The 19,268-nt window shown below is 42.1% G+C and carries 15 protein-coding genes; 10 read left to right on the top strand and 5 right to left on the bottom strand.

Translation table 11 applies throughout. The features are described 5' to 3' along the window. Nucleotides 1-135: 135 nt before the first annotated feature. From mrcB to AC0L4E_RS01900, 3 genes are all read right to left on the bottom strand, one after another. Entirely contained in the window at nucleotides 136-2,565 is a 2,430-nt protein-coding gene (gene mrcB / locus AC0L4E_RS01910) for a penicillin-binding protein 1B (protein ID WP_473677754.1), read from the bottom strand. Nucleotides 2,566-2,598: 33 nt separating this feature from the next. Continuing rightward, on the bottom strand, nucleotides 2,599-5,178 hold the full coding sequence (hrpB, locus tag AC0L4E_RS01905; RefSeq protein ID WP_473677753.1) for an ATP-dependent helicase HrpB: 2,580 nt from the start codon (nucleotides 5,176-5,178) through the stop codon (nucleotides 2,599-2,601). A gap of 103 nt (nucleotides 5,179-5,281) precedes the next feature. Further along, nucleotides 5,282-7,525, bottom strand: coding sequence for a putative bifunctional diguanylate cyclase/phosphodiesterase (locus AC0L4E_RS01900; protein ID WP_473677752.1), 2,244 nt, complete (start codon nucleotides 7,523-7,525; stop codon nucleotides 5,282-5,284). Between the two features lie 275 nt (nucleotides 7,526-7,800). Here AC0L4E_RS01900 and thpR point away from each other — a divergent pair, with 275 nt between their 5' ends. Next, nucleotides 7,801-8,382, top strand: a complete 582-nt coding sequence (thpR, locus tag AC0L4E_RS01895) for an RNA 2',3'-cyclic phosphodiesterase (RefSeq protein ID WP_473677751.1) — start codon at nucleotides 7,801-7,803, stop codon at nucleotides 8,380-8,382. Nucleotides 8,383-8,464: 82 nt separating this feature from the next. On the opposite strand, the gene pepB is transcribed toward thpR, so the two are convergent. Continuing rightward, nucleotides 8,465-9,739, bottom strand: coding sequence for an aminopeptidase PepB (gene pepB / locus AC0L4E_RS01890; RefSeq protein WP_473677750.1), 1,275 nt, complete (start codon nucleotides 9,737-9,739; stop codon nucleotides 8,465-8,467). Between the two features lie 141 nt (nucleotides 9,740-9,880). On the opposite strand from pepB, the gene sfsA reads away from it, so the two are divergent. The 8 genes from sfsA to AC0L4E_RS01850 all read left to right on the top strand — a co-directional run bounded on the left by sfsA (nucleotide 9,881) and on the right by AC0L4E_RS01850 (nucleotide 16,798). After that, on the top strand, nucleotides 9,881-10,585 hold the full coding sequence (gene sfsA, locus AC0L4E_RS01885) for a DNA/RNA nuclease SfsA (protein ID WP_473677749.1): 705 nt from the start codon (nucleotides 9,881-9,883) through the stop codon (nucleotides 10,583-10,585). A 118-nt stretch (nucleotides 10,586-10,703) separates the two neighbouring features. Then, complete coding sequence (gene dksA, locus AC0L4E_RS01880) at nucleotides 10,704-11,147, top strand: RNA polymerase-binding protein DksA (protein WP_055024924.1); 444 nt, start codon at nucleotides 10,704-10,706, stop codon at nucleotides 11,145-11,147. Between the two features lie 124 nt (nucleotides 11,148-11,271). Beyond that, on the top strand, nucleotides 11,272-12,144 hold the full coding sequence (gene gluQRS, locus AC0L4E_RS01875; protein ID WP_473677748.1) for a tRNA glutamyl-Q(34) synthetase GluQRS: 873 nt from the start codon (nucleotides 11,272-11,274) through the stop codon (nucleotides 12,142-12,144). 180 nt (nucleotides 12,145-12,324) lie between these two features. Beyond that, nucleotides 12,325-13,686: a polynucleotide adenylyltransferase PcnB gene (gene pcnB / locus AC0L4E_RS01870; protein WP_473681462.1), complete on the top strand. Its 1,362-nt coding sequence runs from the start codon at nucleotides 12,325-12,327 to the stop codon at nucleotides 13,684-13,686. Between the two features lie 2 nt (nucleotides 13,687-13,688). Continuing rightward, a complete protein-coding gene (folK, locus tag AC0L4E_RS01865) occupies nucleotides 13,689-14,168 on the top strand; it encodes a 2-amino-4-hydroxy-6-hydroxymethyldihydropteridine diphosphokinase (RefSeq protein WP_473677747.1) in 480 nt (159 codons plus the stop codon). 66 nt (nucleotides 14,169-14,234) lie between these two features. Then, nucleotides 14,235-15,029 (top strand): 3-methyl-2-oxobutanoate hydroxymethyltransferase, encoded by a 795-nt coding sequence (gene panB / locus AC0L4E_RS01860; protein ID WP_473677746.1) that lies wholly within the window; start codon nucleotides 14,235-14,237, stop codon nucleotides 15,027-15,029. A 99-nt stretch (nucleotides 15,030-15,128) separates the two neighbouring features. After that, entirely contained in the window at nucleotides 15,129-15,974 is an 846-nt protein-coding gene (gene panC, locus AC0L4E_RS01855; protein ID WP_473677745.1) for a pantoate--beta-alanine ligase, read from the top strand. Nucleotides 15,975-16,261: 287 nt separating this feature from the next. Further along, nucleotides 16,262-16,798 (top strand): DUF4124 domain-containing protein, encoded by a 537-nt coding sequence (locus AC0L4E_RS01850; protein WP_473677744.1) that lies wholly within the window; start codon nucleotides 16,262-16,264, stop codon nucleotides 16,796-16,798. Between the two features lie 159 nt (nucleotides 16,799-16,957). Here the strand turns inward: AC0L4E_RS01850 and AC0L4E_RS01845 are convergent, their stop codons facing one another. Next, a complete protein-coding gene (locus tag AC0L4E_RS01845) occupies nucleotides 16,958-17,155 on the bottom strand; it encodes a YheV family putative zinc ribbon protein (RefSeq protein ID WP_473677743.1) in 198 nt (65 codons plus the stop codon). 151 nt (nucleotides 17,156-17,306) lie between these two features. On the opposite strand from AC0L4E_RS01845, the gene AC0L4E_RS01840 reads away from it, so the two are divergent. Continuing rightward, the gene (locus tag AC0L4E_RS01840) at nucleotides 17,307-19,217 is read left to right on the top strand and encodes an ABC transporter ATP-binding protein (protein WP_473677742.1); all 1,911 of its coding nucleotides are present in this window, start codon (nucleotides 17,307-17,309) and stop codon (nucleotides 19,215-19,217) included. Nucleotides 19,218-19,268 lie beyond the last annotated feature (51 nt).

Below are 19,268 nucleotides of genomic sequence, written 5' to 3'. Positions count from 1 at the left end.
TATCTAAAGCTATTCGACTTCACCATCTAAAGAAGTTTTGTTCAGCCTATTTTTAGCTCTCAAAGGAATGAGTTATGAACATTAAAAAGCCCATCAGTGATGAGCTTTTTTTGTTGCTGAAATGACTAACTAAATCTAGTTAATAATCTTTTGCCACCAAGAACGCTCTTCACCGCAGTTATCAACCGGCTGATAACTATCTACTCTGGCCGGTAAAGCCACAACATTATCGCAATCAGATTGTTTAGCGACGCCCGTTGATCGATCAAAATAACCTTGTGTTATGCCATTTGCAGGAGTCATACGAAGTCCTAACGGAGGTCGCTGCTTTAAGAAGGCCTGATACACTGCCATAGCGCCACTTGAGCCATATAAACCTGTTTTAGAGTTATCATCTTGGCCAACCCAAATTGCCGCCACATTTCGCTCATCAAAGCCCGCAAACCAAGAATCACGGCTGTCATTACTGGTGCCAGTTTTACCTGCTAAGTCCACATTCGGGAATGCTTGACCTAAGCGTTTCGCCGTACCGTTTTTAACCACTTGATTCATGGCATATTGCACAAGGTAGTCGGTTGCAGGTTCCATTCCCTGTACGGCACTTTCACGGCTGACTTTTAATGGCTGGTTATTGGTATCTAACACTGCAGTAATGGATGTCAGTGGACGGTAACGGCCATTATTTGCAATGGTTTGATACGCTTGTGCCACCATATAAGGGGAGCCATTAATCGCACCTAGTAGCATAGATGGATAACGTGGAATGGCTTCACTCCAACCTGCACTGGTCATCGTTTTCGCCACATTATCAACACCAATTTCAATACCGACATTCACTGTTGGTACATTCATCGAGTTTTTAAACGCCGTTAATAACGGCACTTCGTCTCTGAACACTCTATCCACATTTTGTGGTGACCATGTTTTACCTTGTCCATTTTGCAACGTGATGGGTTTATCTGCCACAGGTGAAGCTAAGTTGTATTTTTTACCTTGCTGTAATGCGGTGGCATACACAAACGGTTTAACTAACGAACCGATAGGACGGCGTATCTCTACTGCGCGATTAAAGCCATCAAAGCTTGGCACTCTGTCACCCACCATAGCTGCAATACCATCGGTGTACTTATCGGTGACCACCATGCCGACCTGCACATTCTTGGCGCGCTCATCTAGTGTTTTCATGGTAGATACCACGGCTTTCTCTGCCGCGTCCTGCGCCATAGGATCGAGTGTGGTGTATACCTTCACCCCAGATTGCTGTAATAAACTGTCACCGTAGCGACGACGTAATTCATTTTTAACCACAGCAAAGAATGCAGGCAGTTTTTGATGCACTGATTTATTAAAGTCACGTAATCCTATTGGCGACTCAACCGCGGCTTTATATTGCTCAACGGTTAGCTTGTCATCTTCCATGAGTAAACGCAGTACTAAGTCGCGACGATTTTGTGCTCTCTCAGGTGAGCGCCAAGGGTTGTAATAAGATGGGCCTTTAATCGCTGCGATCAAAAAAGCTTGCTGCGATACTGTTAGCTCGGCGATTGGGCGACCAAAATAGAACTGCGACGCCAGACCCATACCGTGTACGCCACGGGATTTATCTTGCCCCATGTACACTTCATTTAAATAAGCTTCGAGAATCTCATCTTTGCTGTAACGAAAATCAATAATAATCGCCATTAAGGCTTCACGAATTTTACGTACAATTGAGCGTTCACTGGTTAAAAAGAAGTTTTTAGCTAACTGCTGAGTTAGTGTTGAGCCACCTTGCACAGTGCGCCCTGCGGTAATATTAACAATGGCAGCACGCACAATAGCAAACGGGTTAACCCCGTGATGTTCATAAAAGCTACGGTCTTCAACTAAAATCAATGCATCAACAATGGCTTGAGGCATTTCTTCCGTTGGGACGAATAAGCGGTCTTCTCCACCTGAAGCCAGTATTCTGTCTAGTAATACAGGCTCTAAATGAAACACTGCCATCTGGCGTTTGTCAGACATACGCTGCACCGACGACACACCCTGACTATCGAATGAAATCATCACTCGTTGAGCGACTTGATCGCCTTCTGGATGCAAGAAAGGTCGGCGCCATAATTCAATTTTTGTACTTGAAGCTGAAAACTCACCCACCTGCCTTGGATTAGAAACTTTTCGATAGCCAAGTAACTTAAGTTCAGACATTAACTGTGGGTGGTTAATTGCCGCGCCAGGATAAATAGCCATTGAGCGACTAAAGACCTGTGCAGGCAAATGCCATTTCTGCCCTTCAAACTTACGCGCAATGATTTGATCGAGATAAATCCCGTAAGAACACACGATGACCAAGCCTATCAAGCCAAGCTTCCAGGTAATTGACCATAATTTTTTCCATTTAGACGGCGCTTTATTGTTAGCGCTTACCCGTCTGACACCCGGTTTTTTGGCTGCAGTTTTCTTTGCAGGGGCTTTTTTAGCTGGCGGCTTCTTTTCAGGCGTTTTTTTCGCTGGAGGCTTTTTCGCTGCTGCGCCCTTCAATGGTATTTGCTGACTTGGGGCTGCGCGTTTAATACTGTCTGTCATAGTTCAATCAATTCTTTAGTGACCACCAGCGCCTTATTTAAGCCCTGGGGTTTTCTTTTTAGTAAATTTGGTTGCCGTAGTATTCACGGGGTCTTCAGGCCATAAATGGCGTGGATATCGGCCACGCATTTCTTTTTTGACTTCGACATATGGCCCTTGCCAGAAGCTGGCTAAATCGGCAGTAACCGCTATTGGTCGCTGCGCAGGAGATAACAACTCCATGGTAACGACTAGCTTACCATGAAGTAACAAAGGACTTTGTGATAAACCTAGTGCCTCTTGTAATCGCACACTTAACAAGGCTCGCCCTTGTGATTGTGTATTTGCAGCTTCGGTAGTGTCATCAGCTGATTGTTCAAGTATCGACGTCTGTTCTACTTGATAAGTAATCGGTGCTGATGTCCCTGTTGCCATTTTCCAATGAGTCGGTAACAGTTCATCCAATACTTGTTGCTGCGACCAAGTTAGCAGGTTCTTGACGTGGCCTAATATATCCACTTTTTGCAGTTTAGCAACCGAATTAACCTCGGTTAAATATGGTGCTAACCAGTGAGTTAAACTAGCCAATAAATGTGGCGAGTCGATACAAGGCCAGTCATGTTCTGGGGCAAATTGCTGCGCTAATTTTAGTCGATATTGTAACTGATAAAATCGTTCATCAAGGTTAAGAATGCTTAACCCTTTTTGTTGAATATGACTTATTAAAGCTTGTACGATAAGCGCTGAATCGACATTAGTTTCGCGAACTTTGCTAACAATAAGATCTCCAATTTTTTGTTGTTTCTCAGCAAAAAATCGCCCCTTGTTTTCGTCCCACTCACAGACTTTGTGCTCTGTGATTAAAAAACCTAAATCTTGGATTATATGATCAGGATTAATCGCCGCAGCTAAATAACCCCGTCCAGCATTACGTCCTTGAGACTCTTGAAAGTCAGCCACTACCAGCCAATCATGGGTCGACATGTTATCTTCGACATCAATGGTAACACCAGTTCCATTACTCAGCTGGAACCCTTGCTTTCCCCTTGCTTTGGCAATTCTGTCGGGAAATGCCAACGCTAATAAACAACTGATATCGCGACTGGCTGCATCACGGGCGATTTGTTTTATATCACCTGTAACGGCTAACATTTTCTGCCATTTTCTGACTTGGCTCGCCATTAGTCCTTGAGTCGCCAGACTGATGTAATGACTAATATCGACACCTTTTCTTGGTAAACCTCTCGCTTCTAATACTGCTGTTAATAAACACGCTAACGACACTAAATCAGCTTGCTGTTGAGTATTAGCAAGCACTTTAGATTGCAGTAACATGTGCGCTAGTCGTGGGTGGCAACCTAGCTCATAGGCGGCTTTACCTTGTGCTGTAATTTTGTTGCTAAGGTCTACAAGTTCAAGCTGGGATAATAACCGCCAAGCCACTTGCTGATGAATAACTGGAGGAGAGGTCAATAAAGGCAAGTTTTCGATATTGCCCTCGCCCCAATAGGCGCAGTCGAGCGCCATAGAAGTTAATTCACTTAGACTAATTTCTGGAGACTCGGCTTTAGCTAAACGACTTTGCTCTTCTTGCCCCCACAGCCTTACACAACAGCCTGGCGCTAAGCGCCCTGCACGGCCAGCTCGCTGAATAGAAGATGCTTGGCTAATACGCTTCAGTGATAATCGACTCACGCCTGTGCGAGGGTTAAAACTGGCTTCTCGTTTATACCCACTGTCGACCACAATAGTAATGCCATCAATGGTCAAACTCGATTCAGCAACATTGGTTGCAATGACAACTTTTCGCTTTCCAATAGGCGCTGCAGCAATCGCTTTATCTTGCTCTACAGGGGTTAAATCCCCATAAAGCGGACATAGAACAAATTGCTGACTATCGAGTTTTTGGCTGAGGATACGCAGTAGTTTATTGATTTCACCTTTACCAGGCAAAAAGGCTAATACCGAGCCTAGTTGGTACTGTTCTGGCACTGCTGTCGAGTTAGAACTGACACAATCAATAATGACACTGGCTAAATATTCTAGCCATTGCTGCTGTCCAGGTACTGGGCGGTATACTTTTTCAACCTCAAAGCTTCGTCCTTCGCTAACAAGCATTGCCGCATTCGGCATTAACTGCTGTAAAGGTAAACCTGAAAGCGTTGCTGACATGGCAATCAAAGTTAAATCATCACGCAATGACTCTTGTACTTCTAACGCCAGTGCTAAACCTAAGTCAGTAGGTAAATGACGTTCGTGTATTTCATCAAAAATGATCACTTCGATACCTGTTAACTCGGGATCTTGTTGGATCATTCTTGTCAAAATGCCTTCAGTGACAATTTCTAAGCGTGTATTTGCACTTACTTTAGTTTCACCACGCACCCGATAACCGACACTGTCACCAACCTTCTCGCCTATTGAAGAGGCAATAAACTGCGCTACGCTACGAGCTGCAACGCGTCTAGGTTCTAACATCAGGATTTTGCCGTTGATTTGCGACCATTGCAGCATCGCCATAGGCAAAGCTGTGGATTTACCTGCACCAGTTGGTGCTTCGAGGATAATTTGGCTATGGTCGCTTAATGCTTGCTGTAATGGCGCAAACAAGGCTTGGATAGGTAATGAACTCAAAAGAATAACTTTAACAACGGATGATAACGCTCAGTTTACGCATATTCGAATATTGATGCCATCTCACAAGTAGAGATAGCAATGCTAAATGAACCTACTGAAACTAATTGATTAACCAAGGAGTACGAACCCCTGAAGGCAATTCAGTCAAACGCGTCGGTTTACCAATCGCATAGCCTTGACCATAATCCACCCCCAATTCGCGCAGTAACTGTCCAATGGCTTCACTTTCAACAAACTCACCAATGACTTCAAAGTCCATATCTTTACCTAGCTGGCAAATCGCAGACACAATCGCTTTATCACTGCGGTCATCACAAACATTCACCACAAACTGACCATCAATTTTAACGTAATCCACATCTAAACATTTAAGATAAGCAAAGCTTGAGAAGCCAGAACCAAAATCATCTAACGCCAGTTTACAGCCAAGTGGTTTAAGTAAATCAATTAATGCAGTCGCTTGTTCAAGCTGGCTCACTGCAGCTGTTTCAGTAATTTCAAAACACAGTTTTGAAACTAAATCAGGCTCAACCATTAAACGCATTTCAAGCCAGCTCATGAATTTACTATCAGATAGTGACAGCGCTGATAAGTTTACCGACACCATCGAAAGCCGCTCCCATATTTCCATATGGCGAGCGCCCCACTTTAATAAATTATCAATCACCCAGCGATCGATCCGTGAAGCAAGGTTATAGCGCTCAGCTGCAGGTAAAAACACGCCTGGAGAGACATATCGACCATCTTCTTGCACCATGCGCAGCAAGATTTCCATATGAATACCTGATTCATCAGACGACAAGGGCTCAATGAGTTGATAGAACAGCTCAAACTGATTTAACGCTAGTGCAGAAATGATATCCACTGACGCTAACATTTGATTATATAACTGGTGCATTTGCGGATCATTTTTACTATAAAAGTGCCAACGATTGCGACCATCTTCTTTAGCAATACGGCATGCTGCATCCGCTTGGCTCATGACACTATAAATGTCTGCTGTACGAGAATTAAGTTCAGATAACCCCATACTGATACTGACATTATGAGTGATCTCCCCCCAAGTGAATTCGTGCTCTGATAACTGCTGACAAATACGCTTGGCCACTTGTTCAGCGGACTCTTTATCAGCATGAAACATCAATATACCGAATTCGTCACCACCTAACCTTGCGACAATATCGCCAGTGCGTAATAACAAGCTTAATCGTTTAGATACTTGGCATAGGAGTTCATCACCTGCTTTATGGCCGCTAACATCATTAATCACCTGAAATTGATCTAAGTCGAGAAAGGCAACACATGCGGGCAAGCGTTCTTTGGCATCAATTGCTTCCTCTAACATGGCTTCAAACTGCACTCGATTTGGCAAGCCAGTTAGGGGGTCATAGTTTGACTGGAATGACAGTTCATCCGCTAAACGATATCGCTCTGAGATATCTTCAACCATCATCAATAAGTGCTGTTCAATATCAAGTGCGCGGCAAAAACTCATTTTATACCAATGTTTTGTCCCACCGATGATCAATGGAATTTCACACCAAGACTGATGTAAGGCGCCTTCTCTTACGATATGCAGACAATCTTCAAGCAATAGATGATCATCTGAATTAATCATTGAGAATAAACTTTCGTTTAGACGCAACGGCAAGTTGTGAATTGCAACTTGGTTTTGTTTACTAACATTGTCATCTTTATCAATTAGTGCACAGGCAACAGGAAGCTGTTGAAATAACTCTAAGTATTGAATTTCTTTATTATGTAATAACTCAGAAACCCGAGTTAACTCTGCGTGAGAACATATCTTTAATGTGCTTTCATTACCTTTATGAAACGTATCAGTGTTTGCCCTTGCTGCGCTGTTAAGGTCGTCTGCTTGATGCTGATAAGAGATTAAACATAAACGGCTATTGCCAATAACAGCGCAATGATTGATATGTAAAACAATAGGTTTAGCTAAACCACGACACAGCCCACTCAGCTCATTGGTTAATAACTCGGAAAACTTTTGTTGTTCAGGCTCAGTGGAGGCGTGGTTAGGAAATAAACCAGAAAATGGGTTAAGTAGTAATTGTTCACAAAGGATAGGAAATGAAACTAGCGCTAAACCAAGCATTTCAGCATGTTGGCTATTAGGTTCATACACTTTTAATGCATTAGCTTGAGTAACGAAGTCACTGGTAATGTGCTCTGAGATTTGCGATAAAATAACCACCACACCGTCGCAGTTAAGTTGTTGCTGTAAATGTTCAACCTCTGCCGTCACTTGCTCAGAAGATAGCAAGCTACTTAATTCAGCAGACTGTTTACTGACCCATATCGATTCCAATTCGCTATCAATCATTCACTAACTCATTATGTAATGGCAATTTAACTCACATACTCTGTAGAAAGGTTCTCAGAAGCTAAGTTTTTAGAAGCTAAAGTATTCTGCAAAAATACTCATGTTCAGTGGCAGACTTACTTCCCTTAAAGTTAACCACATTTTTAATCCATATATGTAATATTAGATTAAAAACGGCAACCTACCCGATTATCTTTAATTAGGGACCATAAATTAACCTAGATAATAACTCTTTGCGATACAATTCAATTAACAACGATTTATAAGGTGGTTTAATGTCCAAAAATGATAGTAAACGCACTTTTATTGGAATTTCCATAACATTCAGTAATCAGCAAGAGTTAATCGACATACAGCAACGGTTAGTAGCGATAATCAATCCGTCAGCAAAACCTGTGCAAATAGCTAATTTACACATAACAGCCGTATTCTTAGGACTGACCAGTCAAAAGCATATGCAACAAATCGATTCTTTTATCTCGTCAATGTCATTCAAGCGCTCCAGTCAAACCCTTGAAAGTATCGCTTATTGGCCGAATGCCAAGGTAGTGTGTATAGAAGGGGAAGCCAATAATGAGTTAGCTAATATTGCTGTGCAATTAGCCAAGATGTCTAAAAAGCTTAATTTATATCAAAGCCAACATGCTTATCGACCTCATATCAGCTTATTTCGCCAAGTAAGCTCAATAGCTTTTGAGCATCAATCAATAGGCGACCTTTTAAACACAAGTGAAACCAGCAAATCAAACAAGTTTAATCCAATCGTCATAAACATCGATGAACTCACTTTATTTGAGTCACAAACCACAGCTGCTGGGGTTCAATATATCCCCATTAAAAGCTGGCCTTTGATATAGTGAGCCAATTTTAAGACACAAAAAAGCCGCATATAGCGGCTTTTTGAATGGTACATCGACATGCTATTACACAATAATACTGTTACTTATTCAGTATCGCTGCAATTGTCAGTACACCATGACCTGTCGCACCAGCGCTCCATAGAGAGTTAGCAGATGATGCATAAGCGCCAGCTAAATCCATATGTAACCAGTTAACGTCTGGACGCACAAAACGCCATAAGAAACCAGCAGCATTTGAAGCTCCACCTGCTCCGCCACCTTTCATTGCACGGCTATTTGCGGTGTCAGCAAAAGGAGATGGGCACATATCTTTGTGCCAAGCATCTAATGGTAAAGGCCATACGTTTTCAGCCACTGTTGCCGCTTGTTGCTGCGCCAGTTGCAAGGTTTCCATTTGTGGAGAGAAAATAGCATTGTAGTTAGTACCTACTGCCATTACTGCAGCGCCTGTTAATGTTGCCGCATCAATAATCAGCTCTGCACCAGTATCAGATGCAGCCTGTAAACCATCAGCAAGCACTAGGCGCCCTTCAGCATCAGTGTTCACTACTTCTACGGTCACACCATTCTTATAAGTTAAAATGTCGCCTAACTTATATGCATGCCCACTAATAAGGTTTTCAGCACAGCATAAGAAAAGTTTTACGCGTTTATTAAGGCCAGCTTTCATTGCAAGGCCTAATGCAGCAGTTACTGTCGCCGCACCGCCCATATCGCACTTCATATCAAGCATGCCTTCAGATGGCTTAATGCTGTAGCCGCCAGAATCAAAAGTGATACCTTTACCCACTAAGGCGGTTGATACCTCGGCATCTGCATCTAATGGATTGAAATCAAGTACCAACATAGCAGGCGGGCGTTCACTGCCGCGGCCTACAGCATGTAAACCGATCCACTGGGCTTCTAATAACTCTTGGCCTTCAATGATTTCATAACTGACCTTGTCACCACCGATTGCTTTTAACCATTTAGCTGCATGGTTAGCCAAAATCACTGGCGATAATTCTTCTGGTGTCTCGTTGACCAGCATACGGGCAAAACTTGCCGACTCTGAGCGATGAGTTAAGGTCTTTTGAGTATCATTATCCCCACACCAAAGTACTTCAAATGCACCTTTAGCCGTGGTGAAACCTTGTGAGAAAGCCCATTGTGAATCTATGCTCCAAAGTGCACCTTCTAACTGAACCTTATCCACCCCTTGGCTACGAATTTTTCTCGCGGCCATTTGTATCTGACGTAATTCATCAGTACCAGATAAGTGAATTAATGCTTGGCTGCCTTGATAAGTAACATCTGCTTTACCCCAAAGGCTCTGTGGCGCTTCTTGTGTTAGGGTAACGATCATTATTTCCATTATGATTTCCTTGTTGTTCTTGCATTGTAACTTTTGTTTCTAATGAGCTAAGTGTACTGTAATTCGATAATGAAACGTGACAAAAACCAATATAGTTATCAATAAAAAGTGTAAACACTATTTTTCGGAGAAAACTTTTTCATGGACTTTACCCCAGCGCTGCAACAGGGAACCTTGATTAAACGCTATAAACGTTTTTTAGCGGATGTCAGACTCGATGACGGAACAGAAATAACCATTCATTGCCCGAATACTGGGTCAATGAAAAACTGCTTATTCCCAGGTGAAAAGGTATGGTTTTCGACCTCTGACAACCCTAAACGCAAATACCCCAATACCTGGGAAATAGCGCAAACAACAGAGCAACACCTTATTGGTATTAACACTGGCAGAGCCAACGCTCTAGCAGAAGAAGCCATAAAAGCAGGAGTGATAACTGAGTTAGCGGGTTACTCCAGCATTAAGCGAGAGGTTAAATACGGTGACGAAAATAGCCGCATAGATATCCTATTAAGCGACGACAATCGTCCTTTATGCTATGTGGAAATCAAAAGCTGTACATTATTAGAGCAAACAGTAGGCTATTTCCCCGATTCAGTCACAACAAGGGGTCAAAAGCATTTGCGCGAGCTAATGCATATGGTTAGTCTAGGTCATAGAGCAGTATTGCTGTTTGTTGTTCAGCATACTGGTATCAATATCGTGCAAGCTGCAGAGCATATCGATCCGCAATATGCATTATTACTAAAACAAGCGGTAAATAGCGGCGTAGAAGTTTTAGCTTATCAAACTGAATTATCGGCTATCTCAAGTACCCTGACCCGTTCATGCAAAGTAATTGTTTAGTTCAAAAAAGATAAAAATACTAATCAAATAATTTGCCACGCTATAGAGTTTCTGCTATAGATAGCGGCCATAAATTTTACGACGCACATAAATCGCTAATTATTACAGGAGATGCGTTATGCCTGAAGGCACCAAAAAACTCGGCGTACTCGCTATCGCAGGTGTAGAACCTTACCAGGAAAAAGCTGGTGAGGAGTATATGGGTGAAGAGCAACGTGGTCATTTTAAAATGATTTTAGAAGCTTGGCGTAACCAGTTACGTGAAGAAGTTGACCGCACGTTGAACCATATGCAAGACGAAGCTGCTAACTTCCCAGATCCAGTTGATCGCGCAGCCCAGGAAGAAGAATTTAGTTTAGAATTACGTGCTCGTGACAGAGAACGTAAACTAATTAAAAAGATTGAAAAAACATTACAAAAAATTGAAGAAGATGATTTTGGCTTCTGTGATTCTTGTGGTGTTGAGATCGGTATCCGCCGTCTTGAAGCACGTCCAACAGCTGATCAATGTATCGACTGTAAGACACTTGCTGAAATTAAAGAAAAGCAAATGGCTGGCTAATTCAGCAACCACTGACAATCGGTTCATACTGTTTTCCGATATCAGTATATTGGGCGAGATTATTCTCGCCCTTTGTTTTTGTATTTTTCCTGTCGCTAAACTGATTTAAGCAAAAGGTATATCGGTGAACTCACCTCATTATATTGGTCGCTTTGCTCCATCCCCTTCTGGCCCATTACATTTCGGCTCCCTCATTGCTGCACTCGGAAGTTACCTTCGCGCAAAACATCAAAATGGAAAATGGTTGGTTCGTATTGAAGATATTGATCCTCCACGTGAAGTAAAGGGTGCGAGCCGTGACATTCTAGCGACGCTAGAAGCCTATGGATTATGTTGGGATGACCAAGAGTTATATCAAAGTCAGCGAACAGAAGTGTATCAAAATCAAATTGATACACTATTAAATAATGACTTAGCCTACTTTTGCCAATGCACCCGAAAACAAATTGGTCAAATGGGCGGTGTATACGATAGTCGTTGCGGACAATTATCGACGCCACTCAATCAAGGCGCTATTCGAATTCGAAATAGCGCCAAAACAGCTCAATTTGATGACTTATTAATGGGCAATGTGACAGTTAGTGAAGGTTTTGCTGGCGAAGACTTTATCATCAAACGCAGTGATGGCTTATACGCATATCAGCTGGCCGTGGTTATCGATGACGCTTTTCAAGGCATCACAGAAATTGTCCGAGGTTGCGATTTACTCGAAACCAGCTGCAGACAGCTCAGCATGAATAAAATTCTTGGTTTTTGTTCGCCAAACTGGCTGCATTTACCCCTTGCTTGCACCAAACCTGGATTTAAATTATCTAAACAGAATTATGCCAATGCCATTGATGTAAAACGGCCACAAGCCAGTATAAATGCAGCCTTAGCGTTTTTAGGTCAAGCACAAGTAGACATAGACCATGTGGATATCATGCTAAAACAAGCTTGCGAGCAATTTAGTATTACTGATATTCCTCAAGTATCTGAGATTCTGATAGCGCAGTGATATACTCATTAGCTTACAATTGGTATATCATAGCCGCCAGATTTTTAACCATTTTATTTTAACCATTAATCGTATCGTTCGAGGTGTATTATTTTTCGCCGTATTAGCCAATTCTGCAAACAACTGTTTGAAGACAATAAATCCACTCCAGTCATTGAGCCAGAAGCTCAGGATGACGGACTGCGCCTGGACATTGTCACCAGAGATGCCCATACAATATCTAGGCGTCAAATCAGTGAAAATGCACTCAAAGTCCTATACCGACTTAGTAAGTCTGGTTACAAAGCCTATCTAGTTGGCGGTGGTGTTCGCGATATTCTTTTAGGCATGGAACCTAAAGATTTCGACGTAGTGACTAACGCTACCCCAGAAGAAATCAAAAAATTATTCCGTAATAGCCGTCTTGTTGGACGTAGATTTAGATTGGCCCACATTGTATTTGGTCGTGACGTCATTGAAGTGGCAACGTTTCGTGGCCATCACGGTGAAACCGACGACAAGATTTCAAAATCTAATGCAGAAGGTCGCTTGTTACGTGACAACGTCTATGGCGAAATCGATGAAGATGCCGAGCGCCGTGACTTTACGGTAAATGCACTTTATTACGATATCAGTGATTACTCGATCCGCAGTTATGGCGGCGGCATTAGCGATTTAGATACCAGAACCATTCGTTTGATTGGTGATCCTGAAACTCGTTACCGTGAAGATCCGGTACGTATGCTTCGTGCTGTGCGTTTTGCCACTAAGCTTGATATGCAAATCGAGCCAAAAACAGCAGCGCCAATTAAAGAGTTAGCACCGCTGCTGAAAGATATTCCTGCTGCAAGAATGTACGAAGAAGTACTGAAGCTATTTTTTGCCGGTAAAGCACAAGCTAATTATGAAATGATGCGAGATTTAGGCTTATTTCAGCCATTATTCCCGCAAATTTCAGCGCAAATCAAAGAGCAACCTAATGGCTATACAGCCAAAATGCTTAATGCAGTTATGAGCAACACCGATTTACGCGTTAGCCAAGACAAACCTGTGACACCAGCATTCTTTTACGCTGCCCTGCTTTGGTACCCATTAAAGCAACGTGCTGATGATATAGCGCTAGAAAGTGGTTTAACCCATTATGATGCCCACGTGGCAGCTATGGGTGATGTGATGGAGCAGCAATGTCGCACCATCAGTATTCCACGTCGCTTTAGCACACCAGCAAAAGATATTTGGCAGTTACAATTACGTCTTGAACGTAGCCAAGGCACTCGTGCTTTTAAACTTCTTGAGCATCCTAAGTTCCGCGCAGCTTATGATTTATTGCTACTTCGTGGTGAAGCCGAAGCGGGCAATATTGGTAAAATTGCCGCTTGGTGGAAGTCCTTTGTTGAAGCCGACGAACAAGAGCGTTCTGAAATAGCTAAAAGCAGTAAAAAGGGCCCGAGTCGTAATCGCAATGCGCACCAGCGCAAGCGTCGCCGCCCAAACAAACCAAAAACAGATGCCTCAGGTGCACCGGAAACCAAACCAGCACCTAAAGCTGACAATAAAGGTTAACCATGAGCACCACGGTATATGTGGCGTTAGGTGCAAACCTAAATAAACCAGTACAGCAAATTCATCATGCTGTACTGGCTTTAAAAAGCATTGCATTAAATTCTGAAGTGACTGTGTCGCCACTTTATCGTTCAGTCCCAATGGGCGATGTAGAGCAACCTGATTACGTCAATGGTGTGGCACAATTTAACACTGACCTTGAACCTCTTGTTTTACTCGATGCACTGCAAGAAATTGAAAATACTCAAGGCCGTGTCAGAGAAGTACGCTGGGGGCCTCGTACACTGGATTTAGATATCTTGTTGTATGGAAAGCAAATCATCGATGAACTTCGATTATCAGTCCCCCATTATGGAATGAAGCAGCGCAGTTTTGTTCTCATTCCACTTGCAGATATTAATCAAGAGTTAGTACTGCCTTGCAATACCGAATTAACAAGCTTAATTACCCGTGAAATGCGAGCTGAATTAGTTCAAATTTAATCAGCTTTTGTGCCGTTGGCATCGCATATCCATTACTTGAATATGAATTGCTTCTAAGAGTTTATTATGTCAAAAGTCACTAGCTCAACCCTCATTAAATTCAAACAAGAAGGTAAGAAATTTACCGCGCTCACCGCTTACGATGCCAGTTTTGCAGGTGCATTTGATAGTGAAGGCGTCGATGTTTTACTGGTCGGTGATTCTTTAGGTATGGTGCTTCAAGGTCACAGGGACACTTTACCTGTGACGGTTAATGACATTGCCTACCACACAGCCAGTGTTAACCGCGGCTGTCAACGTGCTCTGCTTATCGCAGATATGCCGTTCATGAGTTATGCCACCCCAGAACAAACCATGGCCAATGCAGCGATTCTGATGCAAGCTGGCGCGACTATGGTCAAACTTGAAGGCGGCGAGTGGTTACTTGATAGCGTTAAAATGCTCACTGAGCGCGGTATTCCAGTTTGTGCCCACTTAGGTTTAACCCCGCAATCAGTGCATGTATTTGGCGGTTTTAAAGTACAAGGCCGTGAAGAAGACAAAGCACAACGTATGGTTGATGATGCCTTAGCACTGCAAAATGCAGGCGCTCAATTACTTGTGGTTGAATGCATTCCTAGCTCTTTAGCTAAGCGTATCTCTGAAGCGTTAACCATTCCGGTTATTGGAATTGGAGCTGGCCGTGATACAGACGGACAAATCTTAGTCATGCATGATGTATTAGGGATTTCTAGTGGTTATATTCCTAAGTTCTCTAAGAACTATTTACAGCAAACAGGCGAAATTCGCTCAGCTGTAAAAGCCTATATTGAAGAAGTGGCCAATGGCACTTTCCCTGCAGATGAGCACTCTTTTAATTAAGAACTCTTTTATAACCACTGATAGCAGCGTTTGGGTTTGTGCAACTGATTTTAGATAACCAAACGCTTGAAAATATATCGTACAACTAGGTAAATATTAATGATTACCACAGCGAATATTGCTGAAATCCGAGCTCAAGTAAAACAATGGCACATGCAAGGTGATACCGTTGCCTTTGTTCCAACCATGGGAAATTTGCATAAAGGCCATATCACATTAGTGACTGAAGCCTTAAAGCGTGCAGACCATGTTGTTGTGTCTATTTTTGTCAATCCAATGCAGTTTGGCCAAAATGAAGATCTTGATGCCTACCCGCGTACATTAGCTGCGGACAGTGAAGCCTTAGTGAATGCAGGCGCTGAATTACTGTTTACCCCGACGCCTGAAATCATCTACCCTAAAGGGCTTGAGCAGCAGACTTTTGTTGAAGTGCCAAATATTGGCGATGAGTTTTGCGGCGCAAGTCGACCAGGACATTTTCGCGGTGTCGCGACGGTAGTTTGCAAGCTGTTTAATATCGTTCAAGCTGATGTGGCAGTTTTTGGTCGTAAAGACTATCAACAGCTTATGGTGATTAAAGCCATGGCTGAAGATTTATCATTACCAATTGAAATTATTGGCATTGACACCATCAGAGAAGCATCGGGTTTAGCCATGAGCTCAAGAAATGGCTATTTAACCTTAGAACAAAAACAACAAGCTGCCGCTATTAAACAATGCATGGATGAACTGGCGCTTCAGGTTACCAATGGCAAGGATATTGAGCAAAGCGAAGCGCTCGCAGCAACATTGTTAGTTGAAGCTGGCTTTAAGATGGATTATTTATCCGTCAGAAATGCCTCAAATTTAGCCCCAGTAAAAACCTCAGATACTAATCTTGTGATCTTAGTTGCTGCTTATTTGGGTAACACCCGCCTAATCGATAATCTTACCTTTACCCGCTAATCTATTCGCCATTCAGATTGTAAGACTTAGTTGATTGTGTACTAAGTCTTACAAATTTAACGCAAAGTTCTCAAGTGACAATAAAAAATCCACTGTCAAAAAACTGGTTTTATCGTTAAAATTAAGCCATAGTAAATAAGTATATTAAACATAATTACTACAACCGACTATAATAATTCACAACCTACTAGTGCCAATGGATATTGGCCAACTAGCGGTAACCATCTGATAAGCCTCTAACACTAGTGTTAAGGTAATATTAGAGATACAAAAGGATCTGTGGCCGCATGCCAATTAGACTATTACTGACATTATTGATTGTATTTTTTATGGGGCCCAACTTTGCCTCAGCCAATACAATTTATAAATGTATGAAGGACAATAAAATTGCCTTCAGTCAAACTGTCTGTCCGAAGGAATTTCGTCAGCATAAAATTGAATATCAATTGGGGATCACCACTGAAGTTGATTCAGATAAAATTGTCTTAAAAGAAGACCCACTGAAAGCCTTGCTCAATAAGCAAACCATTTCAAAAGAGAAACTCATTCAATTGCTTGATAGTGAAGTTTACCGACTCAAGCAAGAAAACAGTTACTTTGAAATTTTGCGCGCTAGTGAAATTCAAAAACTTGATCGTAATCGCTACTGGCACAAAAAAGAGAAAGATGATCCTGATTATGTGGAAGACTTATCTGAAATCAATAACCGTTTTGATGAGTTAATGAAGAACAACCGCCACGTGATTATCGTATTGGTTGAACACAAAAATAAAATTCTTGCTGAAAGCGCTAATGACAGTGATTTAGCTAAAGAAGAAGGCTAAAACTAACGACTGTTTAGCGATTAGCCTTTTTCTTCCTTTCTAATTAACTGATTCTATTACCTGACATACCTCAATCAGTTCCAAGTTAAATATAATACTAAATCTATCATTAGCCGCTCACACGGCTTATCCAGCAGACTCTAGTAAGAATAAATCTATTTAATCAGGCTTAAATACCCCAATCACATTACCAGTGGCTTTTTCTGCCACTTTAGCTTCAGTTTGCTGCTCACGATAATCGCAATCGGTACATTCAACGGTTTCAATACCATTTTCTTTAAATAATTGAATACTGTCTTGAGCATGACATTTAGGACATTTTGCCCCTGCTACAAAGCGTTTTTTAATTTTAGCCATAATCTTATTATTGTTCTTCTGTGCAATTGCGATATCAATAGCAGTATTTTGCCACGAATTGGCTGATCCAGTCTCGCTCTAGTGTTAAAAAAGTATCAATTACGCTATTATCGCTGCACTTTTTGTATTATCACCAATCAAGTTGCCATTCATGATTAACATCAGCCAAGCCCAGCTCATTCGCGGAACTAAAACCCTACTCGACGAAGCCAATCTCACCATTTATCCTGGTCATAAAGTCGGCTTAGTTGGCGCGAACGGTACTGGGAAATCTTCATTGTTGGCGCTTATTTTAGGCAAGTTACAGCTGGATAAGGGGGAATTTAGTTTACCTGCAGGCTGGCAAGTGGCGACAGTAGCTCAAGAAACACCTGCTCTGGAAGTATCAGCACTTGAGTATGTACTTGATGGTGATATTGAATTTAGACAACTTGAAGCCCAATTAGTTAAAGCGCAGGAAGAAGATAATGGGCATGACATTGCCCTAATTCATGGCAAAATAGATGCAATCGGTGGCTACGCTATTCGTTCCCGTGGTAGCTCACTGTTGGCAGGTTTAGGCTTTAGTGAGGCCGAGCAAAGTAATCCCGTTAAAAGCTTTTCAGGTGGTTGGCGAATGCGTCTTAACTTGGCTCAAGCCCTGTTATGCCGCTCGGATCTATTACTACTTGATGAACCAACCAACCATTTAGATTTAGATACCATGTATTGGTTAGAAGGTTGGATTAAAGCCTACCAAGGCACTTTGATACTAATCAGTCATGACCGAGATTTTATTGATGGTATCGTCGATGAAATTGTTCATGTTGAAAACGCTAAGCTGAATTACTACAAAGGTAATTACAGCTCATTTGAACGTATTCGCGCAGAAAGATTATCGCAGCAACAAGCTGCATTTGAACGTCAGCAAAAAGAGCGTGCTCATATGCAGTCTTTTGTGGATCGTTTCAGATACAAAGCCAGTAAAGCTAAACAAGCCCAAAGCCGCTTAAAAGCCTTAGAGAAAATGGCCAACTTGCTACCTTCTCAGGTGGATAGTCAATTCCATATGGCTTTTCGTGAGCCAGATGCGCTGCCAAACCCATTGGTCACCATGGAAAACGTATCCATTGGATACGGTGAAAAAACGATTTTAAGCGAAGTAAAACTCAACTTAGTGCCTGGCGCTCGTATTGGTTTACTCGGTCGTAATGGTGCGGGTAAATCAACCCTGATTAAGTTGCTTACAGGGGATCTTGAACCCAAAACAGGTAAGTACCAACCAAATCCAGGCCTTAATATTGGTTACTTTGCCCAGCATCAAATCGAATTTTTGAGTTTAGATGACACTCCATTGCAGCACTTAGTCCGTTTGGCGCCTAATGCCAAGGAGCTGGAGTTACGTAATTTCTTAGGTGGTTTTGGCTTTAATGGCGATATGGCAATGTCGCCAGTCAAGCCATTCTCTGGCGGTGAAAAAGCGCGCTTAGTATTAGCCTTGTTAGTGTGGCAGAAGCCTAATGTGCTGCTGTTAGATGAACCAACCAACCACCTTGATTTAGAAATGCGTCACGCATTAACGATGGCACTGCAGACGTTTGAAGGCGCTATGGTTATTGTGTCACATGATCGACATCTTTTACGGTTAAGCTGTAGTGACTATTACCTTGTAGACCAAGGTGCAGTGAAGCCTTTCCAAGGCGATCTTGATGATTATCATCAATGGTTATTAGATGCAGCAAAAACGGCGCAATCTTCAGAAGTAAAAGATAGCAATGCCAAGCCAACCATTGATAAAAAACAGCAAAAGCGCATTGAAGCTGAGCTAAGACAAAAAGTGTCACCTTTACGTAAGCAACAAATTAAGCTCGAAACTCAACAGCAGAAGATAACAAGCCGTTTAGCAGAACTTGAAATTGATTTGGCAGATGGTTCGCTTTACGAGGCTGAAAATAAAGCTAAAATGACTAAAGTGCTTAATGAAAGAACTGAGCTCACTCAAGCAATGGATGAAAGCGAAATGACATGGCTTGAAATCCAAGAGCAGATTGAACTTATCGAGCAAGAGTTCAATCTGAGTTAAGCTACAAAAGGAAGAGCTGAAGATAACACTGAGGGTGACACCTGACATTTT

It is taken from the genome of Shewanella sp. GJ50-10 (genome assembly GCF_055808815.1).
The sequence above is the reverse complement of the archived record's forward strand: the minus strand, read 5'-3'. Positions and strand labels throughout refer to the sequence as shown.